Genomic DNA, 26,381 nt, shown 5'->3' with positions numbered 1-26,381 from the left:
TATTTCGAAAAGTTTTCGGCCGGATGACCGGCACTCTCACCCCCGGAGGTCCCATGACCAGCACTCTCCCGAGCCGACGAAGCTTCCTGGCGCTCTCGGGCCTGACCGTCCTGTCCGCGTCCATGACCGCAGCCTGCGGCGGCGATTCCGGTGGCAGACCGGCGGCCGACGGCAAGGTGACGTTCGAGTGGTGGAACATCGCCACGACCGAGCCGGGCAAATCCCTCTTCCCGGAGATCTCCACGGCGTTCACGAAGGCCCACCCGAAGGTCGCGATCAACACGACCTCGCTGGAGAACGAGGCCTTCAAGTCCAAGCTGACCGCCACCACCTCCTCGGGCAAGCTCCCCGACGTCTTTCAGACCTGGGGCGGCGGCGTGCTCCAGCAGCAGGTCGACGCGGACCTGGTCGAGGACCTCACCGACCTCCTCGACTGGTCGTCCCAGCTCACCCCGGTCTCGCTCCAGGCCTACCAGTTCGGGGGCCGGACCTACGGAATCCCGTACGACATCGGCATGGTCGGCTTCTGGTACAACAAGAAGCTCTTCGCCAAAGCCGGGATCACCGCTCCGCCGGCCACCTGGGCCGCGTTCCTCGAGGACGTCAAGAAGCTCAAGGCAGCGGGGATCACCCCGATCGCGCTCGCGGGCAAGGAGAAGTGGCCGGGCCACTACTACTGGGCCTACCTCGCGATGCGCGTCGCCGGCCTCCCCGCCCTGCAGAAGGCCGCGACCACCAAGGACTTCACCGGTGCGGGCTTCGTCCGGGCGGGAGCCCACCTCAAGGAGCTCGTCGACCTCGAGCCGTTCCAGCCGGGCTTCCTCGGCGCCGGCTACGCCACCCCGGGCGGCCAGGCCGCGACCATGGGCAACGGCAAGGCCGCGATGGAGCTGATGGGCCAGTGGGGACCGTCGGTGCAGAAGGACGCGGGCGCCGACCTCGGAGCGGACCTCGGCTTCTTCCCCTTCCCCACGGTCGACGGCGGTGTCGGGCAGGCCTCCGAGGTGTTCGGCGGCGGCGGTGGCTTCGCGCTGCGCAAGGGTGCGCCCAAGGAGGCACTGGACTTCCTGAAGTTCTTCGTCCTGGAGAACGAGTCCAAGCTGCTGGCCTCCAACGGCTACCTGCCGGTGGTCAAGGGCGCGGAGAGCCAGCTCACCGACGCCAACAAGAAGGTGGTGGCGGACAGTCTCGTCAAGGCGACGGGCTTCCAGCTCTTCCTCGACCAGGCGTACCCGCCGGCGGTGGGCCAGGAGGTCAACGACAGCGTCGCCGACCTCATCGCGGGCAAGAAGACGCCCGAGCAGGTCACCGCGTCGATCACCGAGGCTGCGAAGAGTGCCTAGTTCCGTGCCCACCCTGACGAAGGAGCGGACGGAGGAGGCCGTGCCCGCGCGCCCGCCGGTCCCGGCCCGGTCGGGCCTGCGCCGGTGGGGGGACTGGGCGTCGGTCGCCTGGTTCCTCGTCCCGGCCCTGGTCCTCTTCCTCGTCTTCGTCCTCGCCCCGATCGTCGTCGCCGTCTGGACCGGCTTCTTCAAATGGGGCGGGATCGGCCCCATGGACGACTTCGTCGGCTTCGCGAACTACACCAAGCTCTTCGACGACCAGGTGTTCCTCGGCGATCTGGGACGCGGGCTGTACCTGATCGTCCTGTCGATCACCGTGCAGTTGCCGTTCGCCCTGTTCACCGCGGTCCTGCTCAACCAGAGACTCCGCGGCCGGGCCGTCTACCGGATGCTGTTCTTCGCGCCGTACATCCTGTCCGAAGTGGTCACGGCGGTCCTGTTCACGATGATCTTCCTGCCCGGCGCCGGCATGGCCGACCACCTCGCGGGTCTCCTGGGCCTGGAGGGCTTGCAGGGCAAGTGGCTCGCCGACCCCTCGACGGTCATGCCGACCCTGTTCGTCGTCATGATCTGGAAGTACTTCGGCTTCCACATGATGCTGTTCCTCGCCGGGCTGCAGAGCATCCCGTCCGAGGTCCTCGAAGCCGCCTCCATCGACGGAGCCGGCGCCTGGCAGCGCTTCCGGCACGTGACGCTGCCACTGCTCGGACCGACGATCCGGATCAGCGTGTTCCTGTCGATCATCGGGTCCATCCAACTGTTCGACCTCGTCTGGGTCATGACCTCGGGCGGGCCCAACCACTCTTCCGAGACGATGGCGATCGCGATGTTCCAGTTCGGGTTCAAGCGGTACCAGGTCGGCTACGCCAGCGCGATCAGCGTGGTGCTGTTCATGATCAGTCTGGTCTTCTCCCTCTTCTACCAGCGTTACGTGCTCCGCCGCGACCTGAGCGGGGCCGTCACCTCGGGAGGTGACCGATGAACGCCCGCCGGACCGTACGCGGACTCTCGCTGCACGCCGTGGTCTGGCTGATCGCCGCGTTCGTCGCCGTACCACTGCTCTACGCGGTGATCTCCGGTTTCAAGAGCACCGCAGAACTGACGAACAACCCGTTCGGGCTGCCGGAGCAGTGGAAGACCGCCAACTACACCGGAATTCTCGGCGACGGAATGTTCTGGCGGCAGATCGCCAACAGCGCGGGCATCGCGATCGGCACGACGGTCTGCACGGTGCTCGCCTCCGCGATGGCCGCCTTCGTCCTGGCCCGTTACGCCTTCCGGGGCAGGGAGTTGTTCTACACGCTCTTCACGATCGGGCTGATGTTCCCGTTCGCGGTGGCCGTCCTGCCGCTCTTCCTGATGCTGCGCACCTTCGGCCTGCTCGACAACCCGCTCGGCGTGATCCTCCCGCAGGCGGCGTTCGGGCTCCCCATGACGATCGTGATCCTGCGCGGTTTCTTCCGGACCATCCCGGCGGAGATCGAGGAGGCCGCGACCATGGACGGCTGCGGCAAGTTCCGCTTCTTCTGGCAGATCCTGCTGCCGATGGCGCGTCCGGCGCTCGGCACGGTCTCCGTGCTCGCGGTCGTCGCGAGCTGGAACAACTTCTTCCTGCCGCTGCTGGTGTTCAGCGACCCGAAATGGCAGACGATCCCGGTCGGCGTCCAGCAGTTCCAGGGCCAGTACTCGACCGACTTCGCGCTCGTCCTGGCCTACATCGTGCTCGCCATGGTCCCCGCTCTCGCGTTCTACGCCGTCGCCGAGCGCCAGCTGATCGGCGGCCTCACCGCGGGCGCCACGAAGGGCTGACCCGTACCGCACGACCTCCACCCCCGAGGAGACTCCGTGAAACGTCTGACCGCGCTGACAGCCGTCGTACTGTCTGTGCTCACATCGACAGTGGCCACCGGCGACCCCGCTCCTCACGCCGCCCCCGCCCGTCCCGCCATCGACTTCCACGCCGAACTCCAGCCCATCGACGGATTCGGCTTCTCCATGGCCTTCCAGCGCGCCGACCTGCTGCACGGCGCCCGCGGCCTCGGCCCGGCCAAGCAGCGCGAGGTGCTCGACCTGCTGCTCAGCAAGGACAAGGGGGCGGGTCTCTCGATCCTGCGCCTCGGCATCGGATCGTCGACCGACCGGGTCTACGACCACATGCCGACGATCCTGCCGGCCGATCCCGGGGGGCCGGACGCCACGCCGAAGTACGTGTGGGACGGCTGGGACGGCGGCCAGGTCTGGCTCGCCAAGGAGGCCAAGGCGTACGGCGTGGAACGGTTCTTCGCCGACGCCTGGAGCGCCCCCGCCTTCATGAAGACCAACAACAGCGAGAACGACGGCGGCGAACTCCGCCCCGAATGGCGCCAGGCCTACGCGAACTACCTCGTCCAGTACGCGAAGTTCTACCAGCGCGAAGGCATCGGGATCACCGACCTGGGATTCACCAACGAACCCGACTGGACGGCGACCTACGCCTCGATGAGGTTCACCCCGCAGCAGGCCGTCGACTTCCTCAAGGTGCTCGGGCCGACCGTGCGCGCATCCGGACTGAAGACGGGGCTCGTCTGCTGCGACGCCGCGGGCTGGGACCGGCAGGTCGCCTACACCGAGGCCATCGAGGCGGACCCCGCGGCCGACAAGGCCGTACGGACCGTCACCGGCCACCGCTACAGCGGCCCGACCACGGTCCCGCAGCCCACCGACAAGCACGTGTGGATGTCGGAGTGGTCGCCGGACGGCTCCACCTGGAACGAGAACTGGGACGACGGCAGCGGCTACGACGGCCTCACCGTCGCGGCCGACATCCAGAACACCCTGACCGTCGGCAACGCCAACGCCTACGTCTACTGGACCGGGGCGTCCCTCGGCGCGACCCGCGGGCTCATCCAGCTCGCCAACCCCGGTGACGCCTACCGGGTCTCCAAGCGGTACTGGGCACTGGCCGCCTTCAGCCGGTTCATCCGCCCCGGCGCCGTCCGCGTACCGGTCACGAACACCGACCCGGCACTGCAGATCACGGCCTTCCGCAACGCCGACGGCCGCCGCGTCGTCGAGATCCTCAACACCGCCACCACCGAGCGCTCCGCCGCCTTCTCCCTCCGCGGCGGACACGACCGGCACCCCGAGGGCTACGTCACCGACGAGACCCGCTCGATCACGCCGGCCGACATCGCCTCCACACACGGCACGACCCTGACGGCGAAGCTCGCGCCCCGCGCGCTGACCACGATCGTCCTCGACTGACCCTCCCAACCCTCGATCGAGGAGTCGACCATGTCCATGTCCGTGTCCCGTCACCTCATCGCCCTGTCCGCCGCCGCCTGCCTGGCGGCCGGCCTCGCCGCCGCGCCGGCCACCGCCGAGCCCCGTCCCAGGACACTCGCCGACCTGGCGAAGCAGCACCACAAGTACTTCGGATCGGCCACCGACAACCCCGAGTTCACCGACGCCGCCTATCTGAAGCTCCTCGGCAGCGAGTTCGGGCAGACCACCCCCGGCAACGCCATGAAGTGGGAGACCACGGAACCCCGGCCCGGCGTCTTCGACTTCACCGCCGCCGAAGAGGTCATGACCTTCGCCAAGGACCACCACCAGAAGGTCCGCGGCCACACCCTCGTCTGGCACAGCCAGCTCCCCGCCTGGCTCACCGGGCGCAGCTGGACCGCCGACGAACTGCGTGCCGTCCTCAAGAACCACATCCAGACGGAGGTCCGGCACTTCAAGGGCCGGGTGATCCACTGGGACGTCGTCAACGAGGCCTTCAACGAGGACGGCACCTACCGCGAGTCGATCTTCTACAAGACGCTCGGTCCCGGCTACATCGCCGACGCCCTGCGCTGGGCCCACGAGATCGACCCGCACGCCAAGCTGTACCTCAACGACTACAACGTCGACGGGATCGGCCCCAAGAGCGACGCCTACTACACCCTGATCAAGCAGCTGAAGGCGGACGGCGTCCCCGTGGAGGGCTTCGGCATCCAGGGCCATCTGGCACTCCAGTACGGCTTCCCCGCCGGCGTCCGGCAGAACATGCAGCGCTTCGCCGACCTCGGGGTCGAGGTCGCGGTCACCGAGCTCGACATCCGGATGAACCTCCCGGCGACCCCGGAGAAGCTCGCCACCCAGGCCACCTGGTACGCCGACTACGTCAAGGCCTGCCTGGAGGTCCGGAAGTGCGTCGGCGTCACCATCTGGGACTACACCGACAAGTACTCGTGGATCCCCGCCGTCTTCCCCGGTGAGGGCGCCGCGCTGCCGTACGACGAGAACCTCCAGCCCAAGCCCGCCTACCACGCGATCAGGAAGGTGCTGGGCGGATGATCAGGACGGCGATCGTCGGGACGGGCGGGATCGCCGGCATCTGCCACGTACCCGCTCTCCGGGCGCAGGCGCACCGGGCCGAGATCGTGGCAGCCGTCGACGTGGACGCCGCGCGCGCCGAGGCGTTCGCGGCCGAACACGGCGTTCCCGCGGTCTACACCGACCTGCCCACGATGCTGAAGGAGCAGCGTCCGGACGTCGTGCACCTGTGCACACCGCCGTACCTGCATGCCGAACAGGCCGTGGCCTGCCTGGAGGCGGGGGCGTGGGTGTGGTGCGAGAAGCCGGTGGCGCTGTCGCTGGCCGAGCTCGACCGGATCCAGGCCGCCGAGGGGACCGCCGCCGCGGGCGCGGTGTTCCAGCACAGGTACGGATCGGGCGCCCGGTACCTGCGGGAGCGGATCGCCGCCGGGAGCCTGGGCCGCCCCCTCGTCGCGCAGTGCGTCACGGCCTGGTACCGCGACGACGCCTACTACGACGTGCCCTGGCGCGGCACCTGGCGGAGCGAGGGCGGCGGTCCGACGATGGGCCACGGCATCCACCAGATGGACCTGATGCTCGCGGTGCTCGGCGACTGGGCCGAGGTACGGGCCATGGCCGGCCGCCTGGAGCGCGACGTCCAGACCGAGGACGTCTCCACGGCCCTGGTCCGGTTCGAGAACGGGGCCATCGCGACGGTCGTCAACAGCGTCCTCTCCCCCCGCGAGGAGAGCTACCTGCGCTTCGACCTCACCGACGCCACGGTCGAGCTGCGGCATCTGTACGGCTACTCCAACGCGGACTGGACCTTCACCGGCAGGTCGCCCGGCGCGACATGGGAACCGCCGGACGACCTGCCCAGCTCGCACTCCGCCCAGCTCGCGGCCTTCCTCGACGGCTACGAGGCGGGCCTCCGGCCCGACCTCGGCAGGCCGACCATGGAACTGGTCACCGCCCTGTACAAGGCCGCGATCACCGGCCTGCCGGTCCTGCGCGGCGAGATCGACGCGGCCGACCCGTTCTACGGGGCGCTCAACGGCGGGCAACCGGAGGTGTTCCGGTGACCTTCGAACTCCTCAGGAACGAGGACGAGCTGATCGTCCGGACGCGTGGCGTCGACCTCTTCCGCTATGTGCACCGGCCCGTCATGGACCCCTTCGAGGCGCCGAAGCCCTACCTGCATCCGGTGCGCACGCTCGCCGGCGACGTGGTCACCGGATACCGGCCGCACGACCATCGCTGGCACAAGGGCATCCAGATGACGGCGTCGTGGGTGTCCGGGCAGAACTTCTGGGGCGGAGGCACCTACCTGCGCGGCCAGGGCTACGTCGACCTGCCGAACCTCGGCACGATGCGCAGCCTCACCCTGTCCGCCGAGACGGGCCACGGCCGTGCCGTGATCACCGAGGAGCTGGCCTGGCACACGATGGCGGGGGAGCACTGGATCGACGAACACCGCACGCTGACCGCACGCGACGTCGAGGCGGACTCCTGGACCCTGGAGGTCACCACCGCGCTGACCAACGTCCACGACACCACCCTGCTGTTCGGCAGCCCGGGCACACAGGGCCGGGAGCTCGCCGGATACTCCGGCCTCTTCTGGCGCGGTCCGCGCGCGTTCGACGGCGGCGACGCGATCGGCCCCGCGATGGGGGAGAAGGGCGACTGGCTGGCCTTCGTCGGCACCCACGACGAGGTCGACCGCTCCTCCACACTCCTGTTCCTGGACGATCCGGACGCGCCCGGCCACTGGTTCGTCCGCACCGAGCCCTTCCCCGCCGTCAACCCGTCCCTGGCGTTCGACACGGAACTGCCGCTGGGGCCGGGCGACACCCTGTCGCGCCGCTACCGGATCGTCGTGGCCGACGGCGCGTGGACCCCCGCGCGCCTGTCCCGTCACGTCGCGGAACACCCGTGGTGACCCCGCTGCCCGGCGGCGTGGGGATCTCCGGGCTGACCGTGTACGACTGGGAGGCCGCCGACGGGCTGTGCGGGGGCACGCCCCACATGCACCTCGTGTGCTCCGAGGCGTACGTCGTCATCAGCGGCACGGGCAGCGTCCAGACGCTCACCACCACCGGTTTCGCCGACACCCCGCTGCACCCCGGCGACGTCGTCTGGTTCACCCCGGGCACGATCCACCGGCTCGTCAACGGCGGCGGCCTGCGCCTCGTGGTGCTCATGCAGAACAGCGGACTTCCCGAGGCAGGAGACGCGGTCTTCACCTTCCCTCCGCGCGTCCTGGCCGATCCCGACGCCTACCAGGCGGCGGCCGCCCTGACCGGCGACCCGGCCGCGGCCGCGCGCCGCCGCCGCGACCTGGCACTCGACGGATTCCTGGCCCTGCGCGAAGGCGGTCTGGCGGAGTTCCACGCCGCGGCCCACCGCCTGAAGAGCGACCTCCTCGGCGCCTGGTGGATCCGCTGGCGTGACGGCCCGCTGGCGACGGCCCTCACGACCGGCCGTCAACTGGAGGCCCTGAAGGCCGGAGACCTCTCCCACCTCGGCCACGGCGCGGTCTCACGACTGGAACGCCCGGAGCACCAGCACTTCGGCATGTGCGGCCGCCTCCACACCTATCCCGTCTCCAACCCCTTGAAGGAGCAACCCTGATGCGGTTACACCATCGGTCACCCGTCCCCCTGAAACGCCTGCTCGCCGTCCTCACGCCCCTGCTGCTCCTGGCCACCTTCTTCGGAGCCCAGCCCGCCGGCGCGGCGACCGTCGACACCAACGCCTGGTACGTGCTGGTCAACCGCAACAGCGGCAAGGCCCTTGACGTCTACAACCTGGCGACGAACGACGGGGCCCGCATCACCCAGTGGACGAGGAACGACCAGAACCAGCAGCAATGGCAGTTCGTCGACTCCGGCGGCGGCTACTACCGCCTCAAGTCCCGCCACTCCGGCAAGGTGCTGGACGTCTCCAACGGATCCACCGCCAACGGCGCGTCGATCGTCCAGTGGACCGACGTGAACGGCACCAACCAGCAATGGCGTCTGGCCGACAGCCCGGACGGCCACGTGAGGCTCGTCGCGCGCCACAGCGGCAAGGCCCTCGAAGTGCAGGGCGCCTCCACCGCCGACGGCGCGAACATCGTCCAGTACGACGACTGGGGCGGCGCCAACCAGCAGTGGCAGCTCGTCAAGGTCGGCGCCGGCACCCCCGGCGTGTGCGCCCTGCCGTCGACGTACCGCTGGACGTCGACGGGCGCGCTGGCGCAGCCGAAGTCCGGATGGGCGTCGCTCAAGGACTTCACCGTCGTCCCCTACAACGGCAGGAACCTCGTCTACGCGACGACGCACGGGGCTGCGGGGACGGGCAAGGGCTGGGGCTCGATGAACTTCACTCCCTTCACCAACTGGTCGGAGATGGCCTCGGCCGGCCAGAACACGATGGCGAACAACACCGTCGCGCCCACGCTCTTCTACTTCGCGCCGAAGAACATCTGGGTGCTCGCCTACCAGTGGGGCAGGACCGCCTTCTCCTACCGCACGTCGAGCGACCCCACCAACCCCAACGGCTGGTCGGCGGAGCAGGAACTCTTCTCGGGAAGCATCGCCGACTCGGGAACCGGGCCCATCGACCAGACGCTCATCGCCGACGGCACGAACATCTACCTGTTCTTCGCCGGCGACAACGGCAAGATCTACCGGGCCGGCATGCCGATCGGGAACTTCCCGGGCAGCTTCGGCTCGTCGTACACGACGGTCATGAGCGACACGGTGAAGAACCTGTTCGAAGCCCCGCAGGTCTACAAGCTCCAGGGCCAGGACCGCTACCTCATGATCGTCGAGGCGGACGGCGCGCAGGGCCGGTACTTCCGCTCGTTCACGGCCACCAGCCTGAACGGTTCCTGGACACCCCAGGCCGCGACCGAGACCAACCCCTTCGCCGGCAAGGCCAACAGCGGCGCCACCTGGACCAACGACATCAGCCACGGCGAACTGATCCGCACGGGTCCCGACCAGACCATGACCGTCGATCCCTGCAACCTGCGCTTCCTCTACCAGGGACGCGACCCCAACTCGGGCGGCGACTACGGCCTGTGGCCCTACCGGCCGGGACTGCTGACGCTGCAGCGCTGACGACGTGACACCGCTCCGCCTCCGGGCGGGGCCGACGCGGCGGGCTCGGCGGCCAACCGGGCCCGCCACTTCGAACGCAGTCCGAAATACCGAACATTCGACGTTGAGGAGCGACAACGACATGACGATCAACAGACGTACGGTGATGGCGGCAGGCGCCGCCGGACTGGCGGCGGCCGCCATGGGGACGGCCCCGGCGTTCGCCTCCGCGGGAGGCGCGCAACGACCGGACGGACGACCGGCGAAGGAACTGTTCGGGACCCTGCCCGACGGCACACCCGTCCACCGCTGGACGGTGGCCCAGGGAGGCACCCGGCTGCGCGTGCTGTCGTACGGCGGCATCGTCCAGGCCCTCGAGATCCCCGACCGGCACGGCAGGTACGCGAACGTGTCGCTGGGCTTCGACGACCTCGACGACTACGTGGCGGGCAGCCCGTACTTCGGCGCCGTCATCGGCCGCTACGGCAACCGCATAGCGCGCGGCACCTTCACGCTCGACGGCACGGCGTACCGACTGCCGATCAACGACGACCCCAACAGTCTGCACGGCGGCGACAAGGGCTTCGACAAACGAGTGTGGGACGTCGAGCCGTACGCGCGGGGGCGGGACACCGGCCTCACCCTGCGCTACGTCAGCCCCGACGGCGAGATGGGCTACCCCGGCACCCTGCGCATCCGGGTCGACTACGTCCTCACCCCGCGCGGCGACTTCCGCATCGACTACGAGGCCGTCACGGACAAGGCCACCGTCGTGAACCTCACCAACCACACCTACTTCAACCTCGCCGGCGAAGGCAGCGGCAGCATCCTCGACCACACCCTGAGGATCGCCGCCTCCCGCTACACCCCCGTCGACTCCACCCTCATTCCGACCGGCGAACTCGCCGGGGTCGCGCACACCCCCTTCGACTTCCGCACCGGCAAGCCCATCGGCCGGGACATCCGCGACGCGCACCCGCAGGTCGTGTCCGGCCGTGGCTACGACCACAACTTCGTGCTCGACAAGGGACTCACCGACGTGCCGCAGCACGTCGTGACCGTCACGGAGCCCGTCCACGGCCGCGTGATGAAGATCGCGACCACCGAGCCGGGCGTGCAGTTCTACAGCGGGAACTTCCTCGACGCCACGCTGGCGGGCTCCTCCGGGAAGGTCTACAGGCAGGGTGACGGCTTCTGCCTGGAGACCCAGCACTTCCCCGACTCGCCCAACCAGCCGTCCTTCCCGTCGACGGTGCTCCGCCCGGGACAGACCTACCGCTCGACCACGGTCCACTCCTTCGCCACCCGCTGACGGGGGAGAGGCAGCGAACCGGGCCGGCGCCTCGCCCGCCCGGCGTGCGCCGGACCGGTCCGTGCGTCGCCGGGCGGGCCGAGTGGAAGGCGCCGGACCCGGCGGCAGGGGACCGGGCTCCCTCCGCGCCAGGCGGCCCCGCGGCGGCCGGCGATGCGGTCGGCGGCACAGCCGGCGGTCGGGCAGACGTCGACGACGTGCCCGCCGCCGGCGATCAGCACCCGGGCTGCCGCACGGACGGGCCGGGCCGGGCCGGGGTGTCATGTGGGAGGCTGACGTCCATGTCGATCTTCGCAACCGTCGCAGTACTGCTCATCGCCGCTCTCCACGTGTACATCCTCGTTCTGGAGATGTTCTTGTGGACCGGTCCGCGAGCCCGTGCGGCGTTCGGTACCAGTGCCGCGTTCGCCTCCGAGACGAAGGCGCTCGCGGCCAATCAAGGGCTCTACAACGGCTTTCTCGCCGCCGGGCTGGTGTGGGGCGCGGTGGCGGCCGACCCGGTGGGCTTCCAGGCGAAGGTCTTCTTCCTGGTCTGCGTGGCCGTGGCCGGTGCGTACGGTGCGGCCACGGCCAGTCGCAAGATCCTCTTCGTGCAGACCGTTCCGGCGCTCATCGGCCTGGCAGCGGTGCTGGCCGCCCACTGAGCGATGCCGGCCGGCCAGGACACGGATCACCGCCGTCCTCGAACGGGCAGGCGGCGAGGCGGCTTGTCCAGGCCGGGCGGAACGCCGCTGACCAGGGAATACGGAACGACGAGCCGTGCCGACCCCGCAGCGCACGACACGTACGCCCGTCCCTGAGCACGTACGCCCGCCCCCGAGCCGGACGAGCCGGGGTCACCGCACCAGCTCGGACGCCAGGAGGTCCATGAGCAGCCCGTCGTGCCAGCTGCCGTCCGCGTCCCGCTCGTACTGCCGCATCACGCCGACCGGCCGGAAGCCCGCCTTCTCGTAGCAACGGATCGCAGCGACGTTGTCGGCCGCCGGGTCGATGACGAGACGGTGGTGGCCGACGTCGTCGATCAGATGGCGGGCCAGGGTGCGGACGGCGTCGGTGCCGAGACCCCTGCCGTGCGTCGAGGGATCGAGGAACAGGTCGATTCCCGCGTGCCGGTAGTCCGGGTCCTCCTCGGCGTACCACTGGATCATTCCGACGACCCGGTCGTGGTGGAGCACCGTCAGGCAGTGGACGGCCGGATCCGCGAGGTCGGAGGCCACCTCCGCCGCCATGTCGTCCCTGCCGCGCCAGCGTGCCCGGACCTCGGGAGTGGTCCGGATGGCGGCCAGGGCGGGGACGTCCCCGGGGCCGGAAGGGCGCAGGACGACACCCGCACCGCGCAGCTCGTTCATGAGCACCAGCCTGCCCCCGGGGCCGCCCGGCGGGCTACCCCGCGCGGTGACCCGCCGGGCCGTTCGGCGATCCGCGCGCGGCGCCGACGCCCCTGGACCGCGGGCCCGGCCGGGCCCGTCGTGCCGGGTGCCGCCGCGCGGGCGATCCTGGGGGCATGGGTGGCCCGCTCTCGCCACGGCTGCCGCCCGCCTACCGGGCGGCAGCGCGCGGAGCGCTGCGCGTCACGATCGCCGCGGGCGCCGGGTTCTACGTGCTGCTCTACGGTTTCGACCTGGCGATCGGCGCCACGTACGCGCTGTTCGGCGCCGTCGCGATGGCCGGGCTCTCCCATCTCCCCGGTTCCGGACGGCAGCGGGCCGTACTGCTGCTGGGCATGGTGCCGGTGTGCTGGGTGCTGGTCACGCTCGGCACCTACCTGTCCGTGCGGACATGGAGCGCGGTCCTCGGGATGCTGGTCATCGGGTTCGCGCTGGCGTTCACGGCCGTCGGCGGACCGCGGTTCGCGGGCGCGGCCACGGGACTGCAGCTGATGTACATCCTGCCGTCCTTCCCCCCTTACGACCCCGGCTCGCTGGGCGAACGACTCGCGGGCGCGACGGTCGGGCTCGTCCTGCTGATCATCGCGGAGATGACGCTGCTGCCCGAGCCGGCGGCCCTGCCCTACCGCGAACGGGCCGCCCGGGCCGCCGACGGCGCCGCCCGCTGCGCGGATCGGCTGCGGACCGCCCCGTACACGCTTCCGGAGGCAGCGCTGCGCAGCGCCCGCGCCCTGAGCACGGAGCTCCGCTCCTCCCGGGTACCGGAGGCGGAACGACCGGCCGGAGCGGGGGTACGGCAGAGGGCTCTGGCCCACACCGGCCTCGCGACGCGCACCCTGCTCGGCAGACTGACGGTGCTCCCGCCGCCCCCGCCGGCCGCGGAGATCCCGGCGAACGCGAACGCGAACGCGGCCTCGGAGGCGGACGCGCACGACCGGGGCGCGGACAGGGCCGAGGCCGGCGCGGCCGGAGGTGACGAGGCCGCGGTGGCGACGGTCGAGGGGGCGCGGGAACCGGACCCGTTGCGGGCGGTGGCGGAGGTGGCGCGGGAAACCGCCGCCCGACTGAGGGGCCGCGCGCCCGACGGGCGGGCACACACCCGCTTGCAGCAGGCGCGTCGGGTGTTGGCGGCGACCGAGGACGGCTCGCCCGCCGCGCTGCGCCGTGACGCGGCGCTCCTGGAGGTGGCGGACGCGGCGCTCGCGATGTCCACGGCGGCCGACATCGCCGTACGGGGCCGGGCGGCCGACGCGCCGGCGCCGGGCCGGTTCTGGTACGCGCGGCAACGGGCACCTCGGCTGTGGTGGCGGCGGCTGTCCGGCCACGCGGGCGGCCGGTCGGTGTTCTTCCAGAACGCCGTACGCCTCAGTCTGGCCCTGGCGGCCGCCCGGCTGATCGCGGGCATCGACACGCTCCCGCACGGCTTCTGGGTGCTGCTGGCGACCCTGACACTGACGCGGACGACGGTGCGGGAAACCCGGACGGCGGAACGCAAGGCGCTGACCGGCACTCTCGTCGGCGCGCTGGTCGCGGCGACGCTGCTGGCATTCGTCGGCACCGACATCGAGGTGTACGCGGTGGCACTCCCACCGCTGATGTTGGTGACCTTCACGCTGGGGCCGGTGAAGGGCATCGGCTGGGCGCAGGCGCTGTTCACCGTGGTGGTCGCGCTGGTCTTCGCGCAGCTGGCACCGCCCACTTGGCGGCTGGCCGAGTTCCGGCTGCTCGACGTGCTGGCCGGCAGCGCGATCGGTGCCGTCTTCGGACTGCTGGCCTGGCCGCGGGGCGCCCATGACGAATTGCGGCGCTCGGTCGCGGTGTTGCTGCGGATCGCCGCGGAGATCGTGGTGGCCACGACGGCGCAGATCGCGGCGGGCGGGCGGCGCGTGCCGGTGGTCACGGCGCCGGGGCACCGCAGCCTGCAACATGCCCTGGTCATGGCGGAGTCGGCGTACGCGCAGTACCAGAGCGAACCCCAGGGCCCCGGCCCGCCGCCCGTCCGCCCGGACTGGCAGGCCGCACTGATCGCCGGTCACCACACGCTGTGGGGCGCCGACCGGCTTCTCGTACCGGCCGAGCCGGTCGTGATTCCGCCCTTGGGCGGGGAAGCCGCGGAATCCGTCATCCGCACCGGCGACAGGGTGGCTGCGGGCATGCTGCTGACCTCCGCCCGCATGGACCCGACGGGGGACACCGCGGAGACACCGGAACCGCTCCACGCCCCGACGGCCTCCTCCACGCCGGCCGTCGACCCGCCGGGCGCACCACGCGCCTACTACGCGACGATGGCGTGGCTCGCCTCGCTGACGACGGACCTGGCACGACTGGCCGCGGATACCGGGACCGAAGCGGACAGTGACACGAGGACCGACGCGGGCACGGTCACCGATACCGAGGCGGGCACCGATACCGATACCGATACCGATACCGACGCGGGCACGGACACGGAGACAGACACCGGCGGTGACAGCGACACCGACAGGGCCGCGGGTGCCGAGGCGCCCGTCTCCGAGCGGCGGGCGTCACGCCCGGGCGTGACGAAGGGCCGGGCCACAGGGCCGTGACGACTGAGCGGTGCCGCGCGGACGTCTCAGGCGGGGTGGCCGGGTTCGAGGTCCCGTAGTGCCCGGTAGCGAAGCAGTGGGGCCGGTGGGCAGGCCGCCGGCGGGCCCACCGCCACGGGCGCCAGGACGAAGCCCACGTGGTCGCCGCCCTCGACACGTGCTTCGATCCGGCCGGTGAACCAGGTCGAGAGGCGCTCCAGAACGGGGCTGCCCCCTTCCCCCGGATGCCAATCGACCTCGGCGAACTTGTCCACCCGGTCGCCCGTCTTCCCTCCGAACAGCTCGGCCAGCTCCCGGTCCTCCTGGTGGAGCAGGTGCACGGTGAGGTACTCGGCCGCGCGGGCGAGGCGGTAGGTGTGGTTGGCGGTCGACAGCCACACGACGAACCTGGGCGGGTCGATGGAACTCTGCGACGCGAAACCCACCAGGCAGCCGGCCCGCCGACCTCCGGACGCGGCCGTGACGATGTACATCGGACCGTCGAGCGCGTCGGCGAAGCCGGAAAACCCCGTCACTGTGCCTCCTCGATGCCGGATGCCGGATGCCGGATGCCGGATCTCGCCCTGCTCCGACAGCATCTCATCGTGTGGGAGACGCTCGCGTCGTTTGCCGCCCCCGGCGGCCCTACCCGCCGGGAGGGCATCCGTGGTGGCCGCAACACCGGCTGGGCTCAGCTCACCCCCGGGCCGGTCGAGTGCGGATGTCGGGCATACCAGCGCGCGTACGCGGGGGCGGCGGCGCGGATGTCCCGGTAGCCGGCCGTGACCCGGCGCAGGATGTCCCCGCCATGGCGCGCGAGGGGGCCGTCGCGGTGCCAGGCGAGCACGTGGCGGTACCACAGGGGGTTTCCGGCCAGGGGGCGTACGGCGGTGCCGGGGACCTCCACGAACGTGGCCTGGCAGAGGCTGACCGCCAGCCCCGCGCGGACCAGCTCGATCAACGGGCGCCCCTCCGCCTCGTACGGTGCGTACGGACGGCGCCCGGCCGTCGCGCACACGGACCACCAGTACTCGCTGGTCCGGTCGCCGTCCGGCCGGGGTACCGCCCAGTCCTCGTCCACGAGGGCGGCCAGCGGGACCTCCTCACGCCGGGCCAGCGGGTGAGAGGAGGGCAGTAGGGCGAACACCGGTTCCACGGCCACGGGTCGGAGCACCACTCCGTCGCGCTGCGGCAGTCGCTGCTCGGGGTGGTCACCGAGCACCGCCGCCTCCAACCGGTCCGCCGCCAGCTCGTCGAGCAGCGTGACGGGGGAGTGCTGGCAGCGCGTCGACACCTGCGCGTCCGGCAGGACGGCCTTGACGGACCGGACGAGTTGGCCGAGAAGGGGCGCACCGACGGAGCCGACCCGGACATGGTCGCAGGCGGACATCCGGCGGACCATCCGGGCGGTGTCGCTCATCAGGCCGTCGATGCCGGGGAGGACCGCGCGGGCCCGGTCGAGCACGAGCTCCCCGAACGGCGTGGCGACGACCCCGGTCTGTCCCCGGGTGAACAGCACTCCACCCAGCATGGCCTCGATGCGGCGGAGTTGGGCGCTGAGCCCCGGCTGGGTCATCCCGAGCGAGGCAGCGGCGCGGGTGAGGCTGCCCGCCTCGGCGATCGTGCACAGCACGCGTAGATGACGCACCTCCAGATCCATGGCGCGGATGTTATGGACCGCCGACAGCTTCCGGACACCCTTGCGCCACCGCAAGCTATGTGAAATGTCACACGTCAAACCATCGAGAGGTCGTGAGCGCATGAGAAGGCCCCCTTCCCTCCGTTTCCCGCGTGCCCTGCACTGGGCGCCCCTCCTTGCGGCGCTGCTGCTGCTCCTGGCGGGCACCGCACCGTCGGCCCGCGCGGCCGCGGACGCCGTATCCGCCTGCGCCCTGGGCGGCACCACCGGCTGGACGGACGAGGGGCACGACACGGACTGGTCCGTCTTCAAGCGGCCCGAGGGAACGGTCCGGGTCGGGATGATCTTCGTCGACTTCCCCGACGCGCCCGCCGTCGAAGCCCCCGCCGATGACGCCGCGCAGCTCACGCCGGGGGCCGACTGGCTCTGGAACGCTTCCGGCGGCAAGGTCTGGCTCTCCATCACCCAGCACCGGCAGTGGGTGCGCATGCCGCGCAGTTCCACCGACTACGGCTTCGCGCGCGGCCTGACGCACGAGACCCACGAGGCGTACGTCAAGGACGCGGTCGCCGCGGCCGATCCGCTGGTCGACTTCTCGCGGTACGAGATGGTGTACGTCGTCGCGACGCGTAACGCCTCGGCGATCTCCTTCACGCCCACCTACGTGTACCAGCCCGGGACGGCGGGCGTCCGTGCCGACGGCACCCTGCTCAAGTGGGCCGTGACCTTCGGTCAGGACATGTGGCACTGGGGACCCAAGCTCGTGGCCCACGAGACCGGCCACGTCTTCGGACTGCCCGACCTGTACGGCTTCACCGGCACCGACCCGCATCGCTTCGTCGCGGGCTGGGACGTCATGGGGCTCATCGGCGGACCCGGATCGCAGTACTTCGCCTGGCACTCCTGGAAGCTCGGCTGGACCACGGACGGCCAGGTCGTGTGCCGGGCCTCTGCGGGCAGCGACACGGTGTACCTCACCGCAGTCGAGTACGGCAGCGGCACCAAGATGGCGGTGATCCCCACCGGCCCCCGTACCGCCTATGTGGTCGAGTCGCGGCGGGCGGTCCAGGCGGACGGCGGCGCCTGTTCGACCGGCGCGCTGGTCTACCGCGTGGACACCTCCGTCCCCACCGGCCAGGGGCCGGTCCGGGTCGTCGACGCGAAGCCGAACGCCGTCCCCGCGACCGGCTGCCGACCCCTGGACGACGCCCCCTTCTGGGCCGGTGAGTCGTTCACCGACACGACCGCCCGCGTCCGCATCGAGGTGCTCGGCGCCGACGGGTACGGGGAGACCGTCCGCGTCACCAAGTGGTAGGGCGTCGGGGGGATGCGCGCCCCGGGAGGACCGGCCCGTCGCGGGACACACCCGCCCGCTTCCTCTGTGAGTTCCAGGTGTGCGGTCCGACCAGGGCATAGCGCGGAGTTATGGGCGGCCGAGGGCTGCACGTCCCGGCCGCCACGGCACACACTGCAATGCAATGTCACACCTCACCATCGGTCACCCGTGCACCGCGAAAGGGATCCGTGAACCCCGCCTACGCGACCGTCGATCACACCTTCACCGTTCCCCTGGACCACCGGGCGCCCGACGGACCCACTCTGGACGTGTTCGCCCGCGAGGTCGCCGAGCCGGCCCGCGCGCACGACGAACTCCCCTGGCTGCTCTACCTCCAGGGCGGGCCCGGCGGCAAGTCGCCCCGCCCGACCGCAGGGTCACCGGGCTGGCTGGCCCACGCACTCAAGACCCACCGGGTGCTGCTGCTCGACCAGCGCGGCACCGGCCGCTCCAGCCCGGTCACCGCACGCTCCGCCACCCGTTTCCCCACGCCGGACCGACTCGCCGCGCACCTGGCCCATTTCCGCGCCGACGCGATCGTCGCCGACGCGGAGCTGATCCGCCGACGACTGTGCGGAGACGTCCCATGGGAGACGCTAGGCCAGAGCTATGGCGGCTTCCTCACCCTCACCTACCTCTCGCAGGCCCCCGAGGGCCTGCGTGCCTGCTACGTCGCCGGCGGCCTTCCCGGCGTCTCGGCCACGGCCGACGACGTCTACGCCCGCACCTACCCCCGCGTCCGCGACCGGGTCCTCGACTTCTACGCCCGCTACCCCGAGGACGCCCTCCGCCTGCGCGAGCTCGCCGACCACCTCGCCAACGACGACGTCCGCCTGCCGAACGGGGACAGGCTCACCCCGCGCCGCCTGCGCACGCTCGGTCTCGTGCTCGGCATGGGTGACGGGTTCGAGCGCCTGCACTGGCTCCTCGACGAAGCCCTCGACCCGGCCGGCACGCCCACCGACACCTTCCTCCACCAGACCATGACCCTGACGGGCTTCACCGACAACCCGCTCTTCGCCGTCCTCCAGGAGACGCTGTACGGGCAGGGCGCCAGCCCGACCGGCTGGGCGGCCTCCCGAGCCCTCACCGACTTCCCCGAGTTCGCCGAGGACGCCGACCCCTTGCTGCTCACCGGCGAGATGATCTACCCCTGGATGTTCCGGGAGATCGCGGGCCTGCGCCCCTTCGCCGACGCCGCCGAACTGCTGGCCGCCCGCACCGACTGGCCACCCCTCTACGACCCTCACCGCCTCGCCGCCAACCGGACCCCGCTCGCCGCCGTCGCCTACCACGACGACATGTACGTCGACGTGGGCCTCTCGCTGCGCACGGCACGCGAGATCGGCGCCACCCGCCTCTGGGTCACCAACGAGTGGGAACACGACGGCATCTCCGCCTCCGGCGGTCGCGTGCTGGCCCGTCTGATGGACCTCGCCGCCGGCCGCGCGTGACCCGCCCCCCCCGCACCCTTTTCCCTCCGGCTCCGACAGGAGAGACATGCCCGCCCCGAGCTCCCGACCGCGCCTGATCGCCGCCGTCGTCGCCCTCGCCTCGTGCCTCGCCCCGGCACCCGCGGCCGGTGCCGCCCCGCCCGCCCCCACGACCGCCTCGTCCACCGCGGCCGGCCGAGCCGCAGGCTGCGCGCTGCCCGGCCGGACCGGCTGGACCGACGAAGGACACGACACCGACCGTGTCCGGTTCCAGCCGGCCACCGGAACCCGGCGGGTCCTCAGCCTGTTCGTCGACTTCCCCGACGCGCCGGCCACCGACGCCACCGAGCCCTACGCCGCCCACCTCGCCCCCGCCGCCGACTGGATGCGGAAGGCCGGCCACGGCCGCCTCCACCTCTCGATGGACGCGCTGCACCAGTGGATCCGCATGCCCGCGGCCTCGACCACGTACGGATTCGCGCGCGGCCTCGGTTTCGAGGCCCACGAGAAGTACGTGCGCGACGCGATCGCCGCCGCCGACCCGTACGCGGACCTCTCCCGCTACGACATGGTGTACGTCGTCCCGCCCCGGACCGCGGCGGCGATCCCGTTCTCCCCGACGTACCTGTACGACCCCACCACGCCGGGAGTGACCGCCGACGGCACCCGCCTCAAGTGGGCCGTGACCTTCGGTCAGGACATGTGGCGCTGGGGTCACAAGGTCGTCGCCCACGAGACCGGCCACACCTTCGGCCTGCCCGACCTCTACTCCTTCACCGGCCCCACCCACCAGTACGTCGGCGGCTGGGACGTCATGGGCGACATCGCCGGTGCGGCCCCGCAGTTCCTCGGCTGGCACTCGTGGAAACTGGGCTGGACAGGCGACCACCAGGTCGCCTGTCTCTCCGGACCGGGACGCCGCACCGTACGCCTGACCCCGGTGGAACGCCCCGGCGGCACCAAGATCGCCGTCGTGCGCACCGGCGAGACCACGGCCTACGTCGCCGAGTCCCGCCGCCCCGAGCACAACGACGCCGCCGCCTGCTCGAGCGGGGTCCTCATCTACAAGGTCGACTCCGCGACCCCGACCGGAGAGGGCCCGGTCCGGATCATGAACGGCAACCCGGCAGCGCCCCCGCCGGCCGCTTGCACCGCGCTCGACCTCGCGGCGTACGGCCCGGGCCGGACCTTCACCGACCCGGACACCGGAGTCCGCATCGACATCCGCTCGGGCGGCCCGTCAGGAGACGTGGTCACCCTCAGCGCCACCTGACCGCGGCACCGGCAGACCGGGTCGTAGGGCACAGCGGAGCGAGGCGAGGTCGCGGACGCTCCAGAGCCGTCGCCGACCGGCAAGCCGTCCCGTACTGCTGCACCGAGCGCCCGTCAGCAGCATCCGAACTGCCGCCGAACCGGCCAGCCAGTAGTGGCCGGGCGGTCCCAACCCACCGACTGCCGAGACCGCGCGGAAACCCGGCAACACGATCAGCCCCGCCTCGGGACGTTCGCGATCCCCTCCGCCTGGAGGAGGTCCTCGCCGCGGCTGCTTCCGGCCGTGGTGAGCAACGCGGCGAACTGCGGAGCGGAATGGGAACCGGCGGGGGTCTTCCCGTCCTCGTGCACCAGTCCCCGGCCGCGGTCAGCTCCGACGGTGCGGGAGTCATGACGGTGGCGTGAGGTCGGCAACCTCGGTTCGCGCCCTCGCGTCCTTCTGTTGGCCGCCTCTCGCGGCCGGTGCAGAGCCGCACAGATACGGAGGATGCCGTCCCCATGCCCGTGACCGCCCCGAACCCACCGCAGACACGCCCCCGCCGCAGGCCCTGGCTGGGGCTGGTCCTGTTGGGCGTGGTGTGCGGCGTTGTGCTGACCGGCTGTCTGGTCACCGTTCTGCGGTGGCCGCAGGACGAAGTGACCTACCGCAGCGCTGCCCCGGCTTCGCTGGTCTACCCGGACGAGGCGTCACACCACTTGGCCTTGGTCCGCCGTAGCACCCTCTTCGGGAGCGACACCTTCCGGTTGTTCGTCGGCAGGCAGCCGACTCCCGCCTACGGGCACTGGCTCGACGTCGACGCCGCCCTCGGGCAGCAGGGGGTGGAGTCGACGGAGTGGACGCGCGAGGGCGTACGGGTCCGCTTCCCGAAGGGGCACGAGGTCTTCGTACCCGCCCGGGCGTTCCTCTACGGCAGATGACACGCCGGTCAGTGGTCCGACTCACGAGCCGCTGGGGTGAGCCGGCGCCGTCGTGCTGTCCGCCGCTTCCACCGTCTCGGCGTCTTCCTCAGCGCGTCGTGACTCGAGGGCGCTGGACGGGGCGGTCCGCGCACGGTGCTCGACGCGCCATGTCCGCACGAGCGGGCGCCCGTTGCGGGACCGGGAGGCCAGGAAACGCACTGAACCACGACACCTGGCAGCTCCGGCCGCATCGTCCCTCTACGCCGGTCGGACGCCGATGGTCGGTACGACGGCGACGTCTTAGGCTCCAACGGGACCCCGGACTCCTGGACGCAGATCGGCAGTCCGGGTGCGCCCTTCGCGCTGACCGCTCCCACATCTACGGCTGCACTCCGATTCGCTCGACGGTCACGGTCTGCCCGGAGCCCGGGGAACTGCATAGGCGGCGCAGCCGCCCACATCGCAGCCGCCCGCTGGCCCTCACCCACCCACCACGTGTCCCCGCACCGGTCACCGCACGGGGAATCGCGCGGCATTTCGCGGCTGCGCTGGCGAGCCGCCTCTTCTCGGCCACCTGCAGGCACTGGTGCAGCCCGGATCGGATGCGGAGCTAGGGCTGTGCGGGGACGCGGGAATCCCGAGACGCTGCCGGAGAGTCACCGTCATCGGTGTGCGCGGTCGTCGGGGTGGTTGCCTCCGAGGCGCTGAGTGCCGAGTCGCCGGCGGCCGCCGCCTTGCTCGGCCGGTGTCGCGCAGCAGGAGCATGCCCCAGTCCCAGTTGCGCCGGCCGCCGATGCACTCGGGCAGCGAGGCGGTGGCGGCGATGACACCGCCGATGGGCCCCTTGGTCTGAGGCGGGTGTCCTCAGCAGCAGGCCGGCGGACACGGTGGCCAGCAGCGATACGGCGGCGAGTACCGCGAAGCCGTAGCGGGTGTCGCTGTGGTCGGTGACCGCTGCAACCAGGACCATCACCGCGGATGTGGCTGCCAGCCCGCCGCCGTTGGCGATTCCGAAAGCCCTGCCCACCGTTGCCTCGTCGGCCGACGCCAGAAGCATGGTCCGCGAGGCGATCCTGGCCTGCCCGAACACGAAGGCACCCAGCGGTACGCCGATGAGGTAGCCGACGATCCCGAACTGGCTCTGCAGCACCAGGCCCACGGCGCACAACAGGAACCCCGCCACGGCGATGCGAAGGTCCGGATGGCGCTTGCCGACGATCCGGTAGGCGACCGTGGCCGCCAGGAAGCCGAAGCACCCGAGGGCATCGACGGTGCCGAACGTAGCTGCGCCCAGGCGCAGTTCACCGATGACGGCGGTGGGCAGCAGCGCGTTGAACACCGTGACGACCACGCTGCCCTGTGCGTAGAGCAGGATGAGACGGCGTACCTTCAGCGGCCGGCCGGCACCCGGCGGCACCGGCGCCCGAAGCGAGGCGTCGGGGGCCGTCGACGGCCGGTCCGGCCGCCGCCCGGTCGCGGCGACGCAGAGTGCCGACACGAGGAAGGTACCGGCGTTGAACACCAGCAGCGGAACGGCGCCCAGCGTCTGGACGCTCAGGCCGCCCACCGTCGCCGACAGCAGCATGCCCGCCTGCGTCCCCATCTCCTGGCGGGCGTTGAACCGCGTCAGCCGATCGGCCGGTATCCGCTCCTTGACCAGCGCCGCGCTGACCGGCACGAACAGGGCGCCGACGACAGCCAGCGCCAGATTGGCGGCGTAGATCCCCGGTCCCTGGGTGCCACCGAAGGCCAGCCACACGGGCAGCGCCAGGGCGACGGCCGCACTGACGGCATCGCAGCCCATCCACAGAACCCGGCGGTCCCACCGGTCGGCCAACCGTCCGAAGAAGGCGGACAGCAGCGCCTGAGGACCTGCGACGGCGATGAAGAGCCAGCCGACGGCCATCATGGTCTGCTGCTCCTGGATCACGAGCAGCGCGCCGACGATGAGTTGGACGTTGTTGCCGAGGGCGGTGGCGAAGGCGGCGGAAACGAGCAGTCGCTCGTTCCGGCGAGGGTGCGAACCGAAGATCATGGAGCCAGTCTCGGCATGTTCACTGACATCCTCTGTCAGTAGATCTGTGACAGTGCCGCGACCAGGCAGCGGGCGGCTGTCGCGGACGGCCGGGCCGAAGTTGCCGACTCGCTGCCTTCGATCTGTGAGTGTTTTCGGCTTCGACGCCCAGGTGACGCAGTGCCCTCGCTGGAGTCCTGGAAACTCCTCGGCTGGGCCCCCGGGGCGCAGGGGCTTGTCTGTGAAATGTCGTCGGCGGGCACTTCGCTGAGGGGCCGACCCTGTGCTTCGGGGCGGAAGACGATCACGGGTAGGGATGGAACGCACGCTCGAAGTACCATCCCTGCAAGGTTCTCCGGCCGGTACTTCTCAAACCTCCGCAGTGGCGTAGTCGGACGGAGACATCCCTGTAGAGAGGGCAGAGGGCGATGAGTGTGACTGAGAGTTGGTCGCGTGTGATGAGTCTTCTTCGGGAGCACGCGCCGGCCGATCACGCGGATCTCCCCGGGCCCGCTACGGAGCAGATGCTCGCGGCAGCCGAAGAGCGGATGGGGATCTCCCTGCATGGGGACCTGCGGACGTGGCTGTTGCAGAACAATCTGGATCTGCCGGAGGAAGATTTCGACGACGACGTGATGTGCTGCGGCTTCGACGGGTTTCCCGACGAGGGAAGCTTTTTTCTGGGTATCCAGGCGATGGAGAGGCGCTACGCGAACCGCTCCACGTCCTGCGGATTCGACCCTCCGGACCAGCCGGACCACCCGTTCTGGCGTAACGAGTGGATCCCGTTCCTGTCGGACCAGGACGGCTGGAGGGGAAAGTTCGTCGATGTGCGGGACGGGCGCGTCGGCAGCTGGTTCGTGGGTGAGATCACGGTCACGGGCGAGTACGATTCGATGGCCCGGTATTTCGACTCCGTGGCGGAGGCGCTGACGCGGATCGCCGATGGAAACTCTCCGGTCTGTCGGTTCACCGAAGGCCGACTCGTCTGGTCGTGAGACGGTTCTCGACTGGATGACGGCCATTGCCGAGCCGCCCTCACCCTGGAACGGCAATGAGCCTCGTCAGCGTTGACGTTCCAGGGTGAGGATGGCTGCCGCACGCAGGGCGGAACGCGGCCGACAGTCGACCAGTCGACCTGCTGTCTGACCAGGCACCACGTGGCCAGCGCGTCATCGCTCACGGTAGAACCCGCGGCCGGTCAGGTTGATCGCCAGGTCTTCCCCTACCGAGTCCACCAGGTCGCGGCGGGAGCGACGTGACTGTCGAATCGGCCGCCGATGGCGGCCTCCACCGCCTTGCGCGTTTCATCCGCTGCCACGCCGGTGGCGGGACGATGAGAGCGGTCACGGGACGATGAGAGCGGTCAACCCCGAAGGCGGCGTGATGGAACGGCCGACCGATCATGCCCACCGGCTCGAAACCTGCCACTCCCTTTGTCGACCCCGCCGCGGGCCATGACCGCGACCCCCGCGGAATCTGCGGGAGACGGGTGGACTGGAAGCGTAGGGCAGAACTGGACACATCGACGCCGGACGCGTAACCGGTGTGCGAGGCCTCTGGTGGACACCGATTTCTTGGTCGAAAACCCTTCTACCAGCGGCTTTCACCTGTCTGTAGGCCCAACTGGTAAACACGGCAGCCCGGTTGGAAAGCCCTTACTGGCTCCCAGGGAACTCGTCAGCCGGCCAAGTCCTGAGGCGTTCCGCTTGTTGCGCTTCACCCAGGTCCGCTGACCGTCTGTCCGATTCCCTCGGGCACGGCAGCACGCAGATCACCGACAGCAACCGCACCTTATTCCACTCTGCGATTGGTCGCCCGAAAATGGAGTCCCCGCCTCTGACGTATACATGCCAGTCTGCTCCTCGCGGCGCCGTGTCTTCGATCGCGGACGCGGTCGGGGGCGTCGAAATGGGGGGAACGACATGTTACGTGCAGCCAGACCCGTGGTCGGACTGGCCGGCCTCATGCTGATGCTGCTGGGGCTGACGGTGCCGCAAGCTGCTGCCGATCCGGTGCGCGGCACAGACTCCAAGACCGCTGCCGCCCAGCACGACGAAGCGGTGTACGTCGTGCAGGAACGAGCGGACGGCACCGTCTACACCGCCATCTACGAGCCCGCCGCAGGCGTCACGCCCGATGAGCTGAGGGCGTCGCTGCGGCGCCAAGGCATCCGCGGTGTGCAGGACGCGGAACCGACAGCCGCAGCCGACGTCGGGACGCTCGGCTGTTCCCCGATCGTCGGGACCGCGTCCGCGCTGTGCGGCGCCAAGTGGTCTTACGGCGCCTACAACGACCCGCAGGTGTACTTCCTCGACCACACCAGCGACAGTTGGCCGGTGAGCGACGCCCAGGTCGACTGGTACCAGGCGCCCGGCATCGACGCCTACTACCGCTGGTACACAGCCGGCTGCCCCAGCGGCCGGCACTGCGTGCACACCTACAGCGGCAGCTACGGAACCGACTGGTACGGCCAGACCTCGTACACCACCTCCGGCGGGTACTTCGTGGACGGTTCGGTCGTCGTGAGGCTCAACGATCAGGTGACGCCGAACACCTACGCGGCACGGCGCAGCGTCGCGTGCCATGAGATGGGCCACGCGCTGGGGCTGGATCACAACGGGTCGACCAACAGCTGCATGTCGGTTCCCGAGTTCCCCCAGCACCCGTCGTCCCAGGACTTCTCGGTGCTGAACCTGCTCTACCCGAAGGCCGGCACCTGACAGACCCGACGTGCTGCGCCCCCAGCCCGGTGCCGGGCTGGGGGCGCAGGGCGGAAGCGTCTCCCGTCGACCCCAGTGCGGGACACGGGCAGGACTCGCGGCACCCCGGTGG

Annotated in this window: 22 protein-coding genes; 18 read left to right on the top strand and 4 right to left on the bottom strand. The window is 70.7% G+C overall.

Translation table 11 applies throughout. The annotated features are described in order from the left end of the window. Positions 1–53 precede the first annotated feature (53 nt). The 11 genes from ACFY8W_RS23460 (at position 54) to ACFY8W_RS23410 (ending at position 11,665) form a co-directional block, all read left to right on the top strand. Positions 54–1,343 carry an extracellular solute-binding protein gene (locus ACFY8W_RS23460; RefSeq protein WP_391108438.1) on the top strand — a complete coding sequence of 430 codons (1,290 nt, stop codon included), beginning with the start codon at positions 54–56 and terminating at the stop codon, positions 1,341–1,343. Positions 1,344–1,347: 4 nt separating this feature from the next. After that, the gene (locus ACFY8W_RS23455; protein ID WP_391108435.1) at positions 1,348–2,325 is read left to right on the top strand and encodes an ABC transporter permease subunit; all 978 of its coding nucleotides are present in this window, start codon (positions 1,348–1,350) and stop codon (positions 2,323–2,325) included. Continuing rightward, positions 2,322–3,152: an ABC transporter permease subunit gene (locus ACFY8W_RS23450; RefSeq protein ID WP_391108432.1), complete on the top strand. Its 831-nt coding sequence runs from the start codon at positions 2,322–2,324 to the stop codon at positions 3,150–3,152. The genes ACFY8W_RS23455 and ACFY8W_RS23450 overlap by 4 nt, the downstream gene beginning before the upstream one ends. Before the next feature lie 75 nt (positions 3,153–3,227). Beyond that, entirely contained in the window at positions 3,228–4,586 is a 1,359-nt protein-coding gene (locus tag ACFY8W_RS23445) for a glycoside hydrolase (protein WP_391108429.1), read from the top strand. 30 nt (positions 4,587–4,616) lie between these two features. Further along, a complete protein-coding gene (locus ACFY8W_RS23440) occupies positions 4,617–5,663 on the top strand; it encodes an endo-1,4-beta-xylanase (protein WP_391108426.1) in 1,047 nt (348 codons plus the stop codon). Then, complete coding sequence (locus ACFY8W_RS23435) at positions 5,660–6,706, top strand: Gfo/Idh/MocA family oxidoreductase (protein ID WP_391108424.1); 1,047 nt, start codon at positions 5,660–5,662, stop codon at positions 6,704–6,706. Before ACFY8W_RS23440 ends, ACFY8W_RS23435 begins: the two co-directional genes overlap by 4 nt. After that, positions 6,703–7,563 carry a DUF6807 family protein gene (locus tag ACFY8W_RS23430; RefSeq protein WP_391108422.1) on the top strand — a complete coding sequence of 287 codons (861 nt, stop codon included), beginning with the start codon at positions 6,703–6,705 and terminating at the stop codon, positions 7,561–7,563. The genes ACFY8W_RS23435 and ACFY8W_RS23430 overlap by 4 nt, the downstream gene beginning before the upstream one ends. Then, positions 7,560–8,255, top strand: a complete 696-nt coding sequence (locus ACFY8W_RS23425) for a cupin domain-containing protein (RefSeq protein ID WP_391109631.1) — start codon at positions 7,560–7,562, stop codon at positions 8,253–8,255. The genes ACFY8W_RS23430 and ACFY8W_RS23425 overlap by 4 nt, the downstream gene beginning before the upstream one ends. After that, positions 8,255–9,730 (top strand): non-reducing end alpha-L-arabinofuranosidase family hydrolase, encoded by a 1,476-nt coding sequence (locus tag ACFY8W_RS23420; protein WP_391108419.1) that lies wholly within the window; start codon positions 8,255–8,257, stop codon positions 9,728–9,730. The genes ACFY8W_RS23425 and ACFY8W_RS23420 overlap by 1 nt, the downstream gene beginning before the upstream one ends. A 121-nt stretch (positions 9,731–9,851) precedes the next feature. Next, positions 9,852–11,021: a galactose-1-epimerase gene (locus ACFY8W_RS23415; protein ID WP_391108416.1), complete on the top strand. Its 1,170-nt coding sequence runs from the start codon at positions 9,852–9,854 to the stop codon at positions 11,019–11,021. Between the two features lie 281 nt (positions 11,022–11,302). Further along, complete coding sequence (locus ACFY8W_RS23410) at positions 11,303–11,665, top strand: DUF1304 family protein (RefSeq protein WP_391108413.1); 363 nt, start codon at positions 11,303–11,305, stop codon at positions 11,663–11,665. Between the two features lie 192 nt (positions 11,666–11,857). Here the strand turns inward: ACFY8W_RS23410 and ACFY8W_RS23405 are convergent, their stop codons facing one another. After that, positions 11,858–12,370 carry a GNAT family N-acetyltransferase gene (locus ACFY8W_RS23405; protein ID WP_391108410.1) on the bottom strand — a complete coding sequence of 171 codons (513 nt, stop codon included), beginning with the start codon at positions 12,368–12,370 and terminating at the stop codon, positions 11,858–11,860. A 155-nt stretch (positions 12,371–12,525) separates the two neighbouring features. Here ACFY8W_RS23405 and ACFY8W_RS23400 point away from each other — a divergent pair, with 155 nt between their 5' ends. After that, complete coding sequence (locus ACFY8W_RS23400) at positions 12,526–14,973, top strand: FUSC family protein (protein ID WP_391108407.1); 2,448 nt, start codon at positions 12,526–12,528, stop codon at positions 14,971–14,973. 26 nt (positions 14,974–14,999) lie between these two features. On the opposite strand, the gene ACFY8W_RS23395 is transcribed toward ACFY8W_RS23400, so the two are convergent. Next, a complete protein-coding gene (locus ACFY8W_RS23395) occupies positions 15,000–15,488 on the bottom strand; it encodes a flavin reductase (RefSeq protein ID WP_391108405.1) in 489 nt (162 codons plus the stop codon). Positions 15,489–15,643: 155 nt separating this feature from the next. Beyond that, positions 15,644–16,612, bottom strand: a complete 969-nt coding sequence (locus ACFY8W_RS23390) for a LysR substrate-binding domain-containing protein (RefSeq protein WP_391108402.1) — start codon at positions 16,610–16,612, stop codon at positions 15,644–15,646. Positions 16,613–16,712: 100 nt separating this feature from the next. Here ACFY8W_RS23390 and ACFY8W_RS23385 point away from each other — a divergent pair, with 100 nt between their 5' ends. The 4 genes from ACFY8W_RS23385 to ACFY8W_RS23370 all read left to right on the top strand — a co-directional run bounded on the left by ACFY8W_RS23385 (position 16,713) and on the right by ACFY8W_RS23370 (position 21,550). Continuing rightward, the gene (locus ACFY8W_RS23385) at positions 16,713–17,906 is read left to right on the top strand and encodes a M6 family metalloprotease domain-containing protein (protein WP_391108399.1); all 1,194 of its coding nucleotides are present in this window, start codon (positions 16,713–16,715) and stop codon (positions 17,904–17,906) included. 209 nt (positions 17,907–18,115) lie between these two features. Next, on the top strand, positions 18,116–19,381 hold the full coding sequence (locus ACFY8W_RS23380) for an alpha/beta fold hydrolase (protein WP_391108397.1): 1,266 nt from the start codon (positions 18,116–18,118) through the stop codon (positions 19,379–19,381). 46 nt (positions 19,382–19,427) lie between these two features. Next, on the top strand, positions 19,428–20,633 hold the full coding sequence (locus tag ACFY8W_RS23375; protein ID WP_391108395.1) for a M6 family metalloprotease domain-containing protein: 1,206 nt from the start codon (positions 19,428–19,430) through the stop codon (positions 20,631–20,633). A gap of 497 nt (positions 20,634–21,130) precedes the next feature. After that, the gene (locus ACFY8W_RS23370; RefSeq protein ID WP_391108392.1) at positions 21,131–21,550 is read left to right on the top strand and encodes a hypothetical protein; all 420 of its coding nucleotides are present in this window, start codon (positions 21,131–21,133) and stop codon (positions 21,548–21,550) included. Between the two features lie 592 nt (positions 21,551–22,142). On the opposite strand, the gene ACFY8W_RS23365 is transcribed toward ACFY8W_RS23370, so the two are convergent. Continuing rightward, entirely contained in the window at positions 22,143–23,567 is a 1,425-nt protein-coding gene (locus ACFY8W_RS23365) for an MFS transporter (protein WP_391108389.1), read from the bottom strand. 407 nt (positions 23,568–23,974) lie between these two features. Between ACFY8W_RS23365 and ACFY8W_RS23360 the strand changes: the two genes are divergently transcribed. Both ACFY8W_RS23360 and ACFY8W_RS23355 read left to right on the top strand, forming a co-directional pair. Further along, complete coding sequence (locus ACFY8W_RS23360) at positions 23,975–24,544, top strand: SMI1/KNR4 family protein (protein WP_391108387.1); 570 nt, start codon at positions 23,975–23,977, stop codon at positions 24,542–24,544. A 969-nt stretch (positions 24,545–25,513) separates the two neighbouring features. After that, positions 25,514–26,269, top strand: a complete 756-nt coding sequence (locus ACFY8W_RS23355) for a matrixin family metalloprotease (protein ID WP_391108384.1) — start codon at positions 25,514–25,516, stop codon at positions 26,267–26,269. Positions 26,270–26,381 lie beyond the last annotated feature (112 nt).

Origin of the sequence: Streptomyces sp. NPDC012637 (genome assembly GCF_042954805.1) — a bacterium.
GTDB lineage: Bacteria > Actinomycetota > Actinomycetes > Streptomycetales > Streptomycetaceae > Streptomyces.
This window is presented reverse-complemented; position numbering and strand designations above follow the sequence as displayed.

Bases quoted from the DNA above. Each gene is read 5' to 3' on its own strand.
- ACFY8W_RS23460 (WP_391108438.1), top strand. From the start codon at position 54: ATGACCAGCACTCTCCCGAGCCGACGAAGCTTCCTGGCGCTCTCGGGC.
- ACFY8W_RS23450 (WP_391108432.1), top strand. From the start codon at position 2,322: ATGAACGCCCGCCGGACCGTACGCGGACTCTCGCTGCACGCCGTGGTC.
- ACFY8W_RS23440 (WP_391108426.1), top strand. From the start codon at position 4,617: ATGTCCATGTCCGTGTCCCGTCACCTCATCGCCCTGTCCGCCGCCGCC.
- ACFY8W_RS23435 (WP_391108424.1), top strand. From the start codon at position 5,660: ATGATCAGGACGGCGATCGTCGGGACGGGCGGGATCGCCGGCATCTGC.
- ACFY8W_RS23420 (WP_391108419.1), top strand. From the start codon at position 8,255: ATGCGGTTACACCATCGGTCACCCGTCCCCCTGAAACGCCTGCTCGCC.
- ACFY8W_RS23415 (WP_391108416.1), top strand. From the start codon at position 9,852: ATGACGATCAACAGACGTACGGTGATGGCGGCAGGCGCCGCCGGACTG.
- ACFY8W_RS23410 (WP_391108413.1), top strand. From the start codon at position 11,303: ATGTCGATCTTCGCAACCGTCGCAGTACTGCTCATCGCCGCTCTCCAC.
- ACFY8W_RS23405 (WP_391108410.1), bottom strand. From the start codon at position 12,370: ATGAACGAGCTGCGCGGTGCGGGTGTCGTCCTGCGCCCTTCCGGCCCC.
- ACFY8W_RS23400 (WP_391108407.1), top strand. From the start codon at position 12,526: ATGGGTGGCCCGCTCTCGCCACGGCTGCCGCCCGCCTACCGGGCGGCA.
- ACFY8W_RS23390 (WP_391108402.1), bottom strand. From the start codon at position 16,612: ATGGATCTGGAGGTGCGTCATCTACGCGTGCTGTGCACGATCGCCGAG.
- ACFY8W_RS23385 (WP_391108399.1), top strand. From the start codon at position 16,713: ATGAGAAGGCCCCCTTCCCTCCGTTTCCCGCGTGCCCTGCACTGGGCG.
- ACFY8W_RS23375 (WP_391108395.1), top strand. From the start codon at position 19,428: ATGCCCGCCCCGAGCTCCCGACCGCGCCTGATCGCCGCCGTCGTCGCC.
- ACFY8W_RS23370 (WP_391108392.1), top strand. From the start codon at position 21,131: ATGCCCGTGACCGCCCCGAACCCACCGCAGACACGCCCCCGCCGCAGG.
- ACFY8W_RS23365 (WP_391108389.1), bottom strand. From the start codon at position 23,567: ATGATCTTCGGTTCGCACCCTCGCCGGAACGAGCGACTGCTCGTTTCC.
- ACFY8W_RS23360 (WP_391108387.1), top strand. From the start codon at position 23,975: ATGAGTGTGACTGAGAGTTGGTCGCGTGTGATGAGTCTTCTTCGGGAG.
- ACFY8W_RS23355 (WP_391108384.1), top strand. From the start codon at position 25,514: ATGCTGATGCTGCTGGGGCTGACGGTGCCGCAAGCTGCTGCCGATCCG.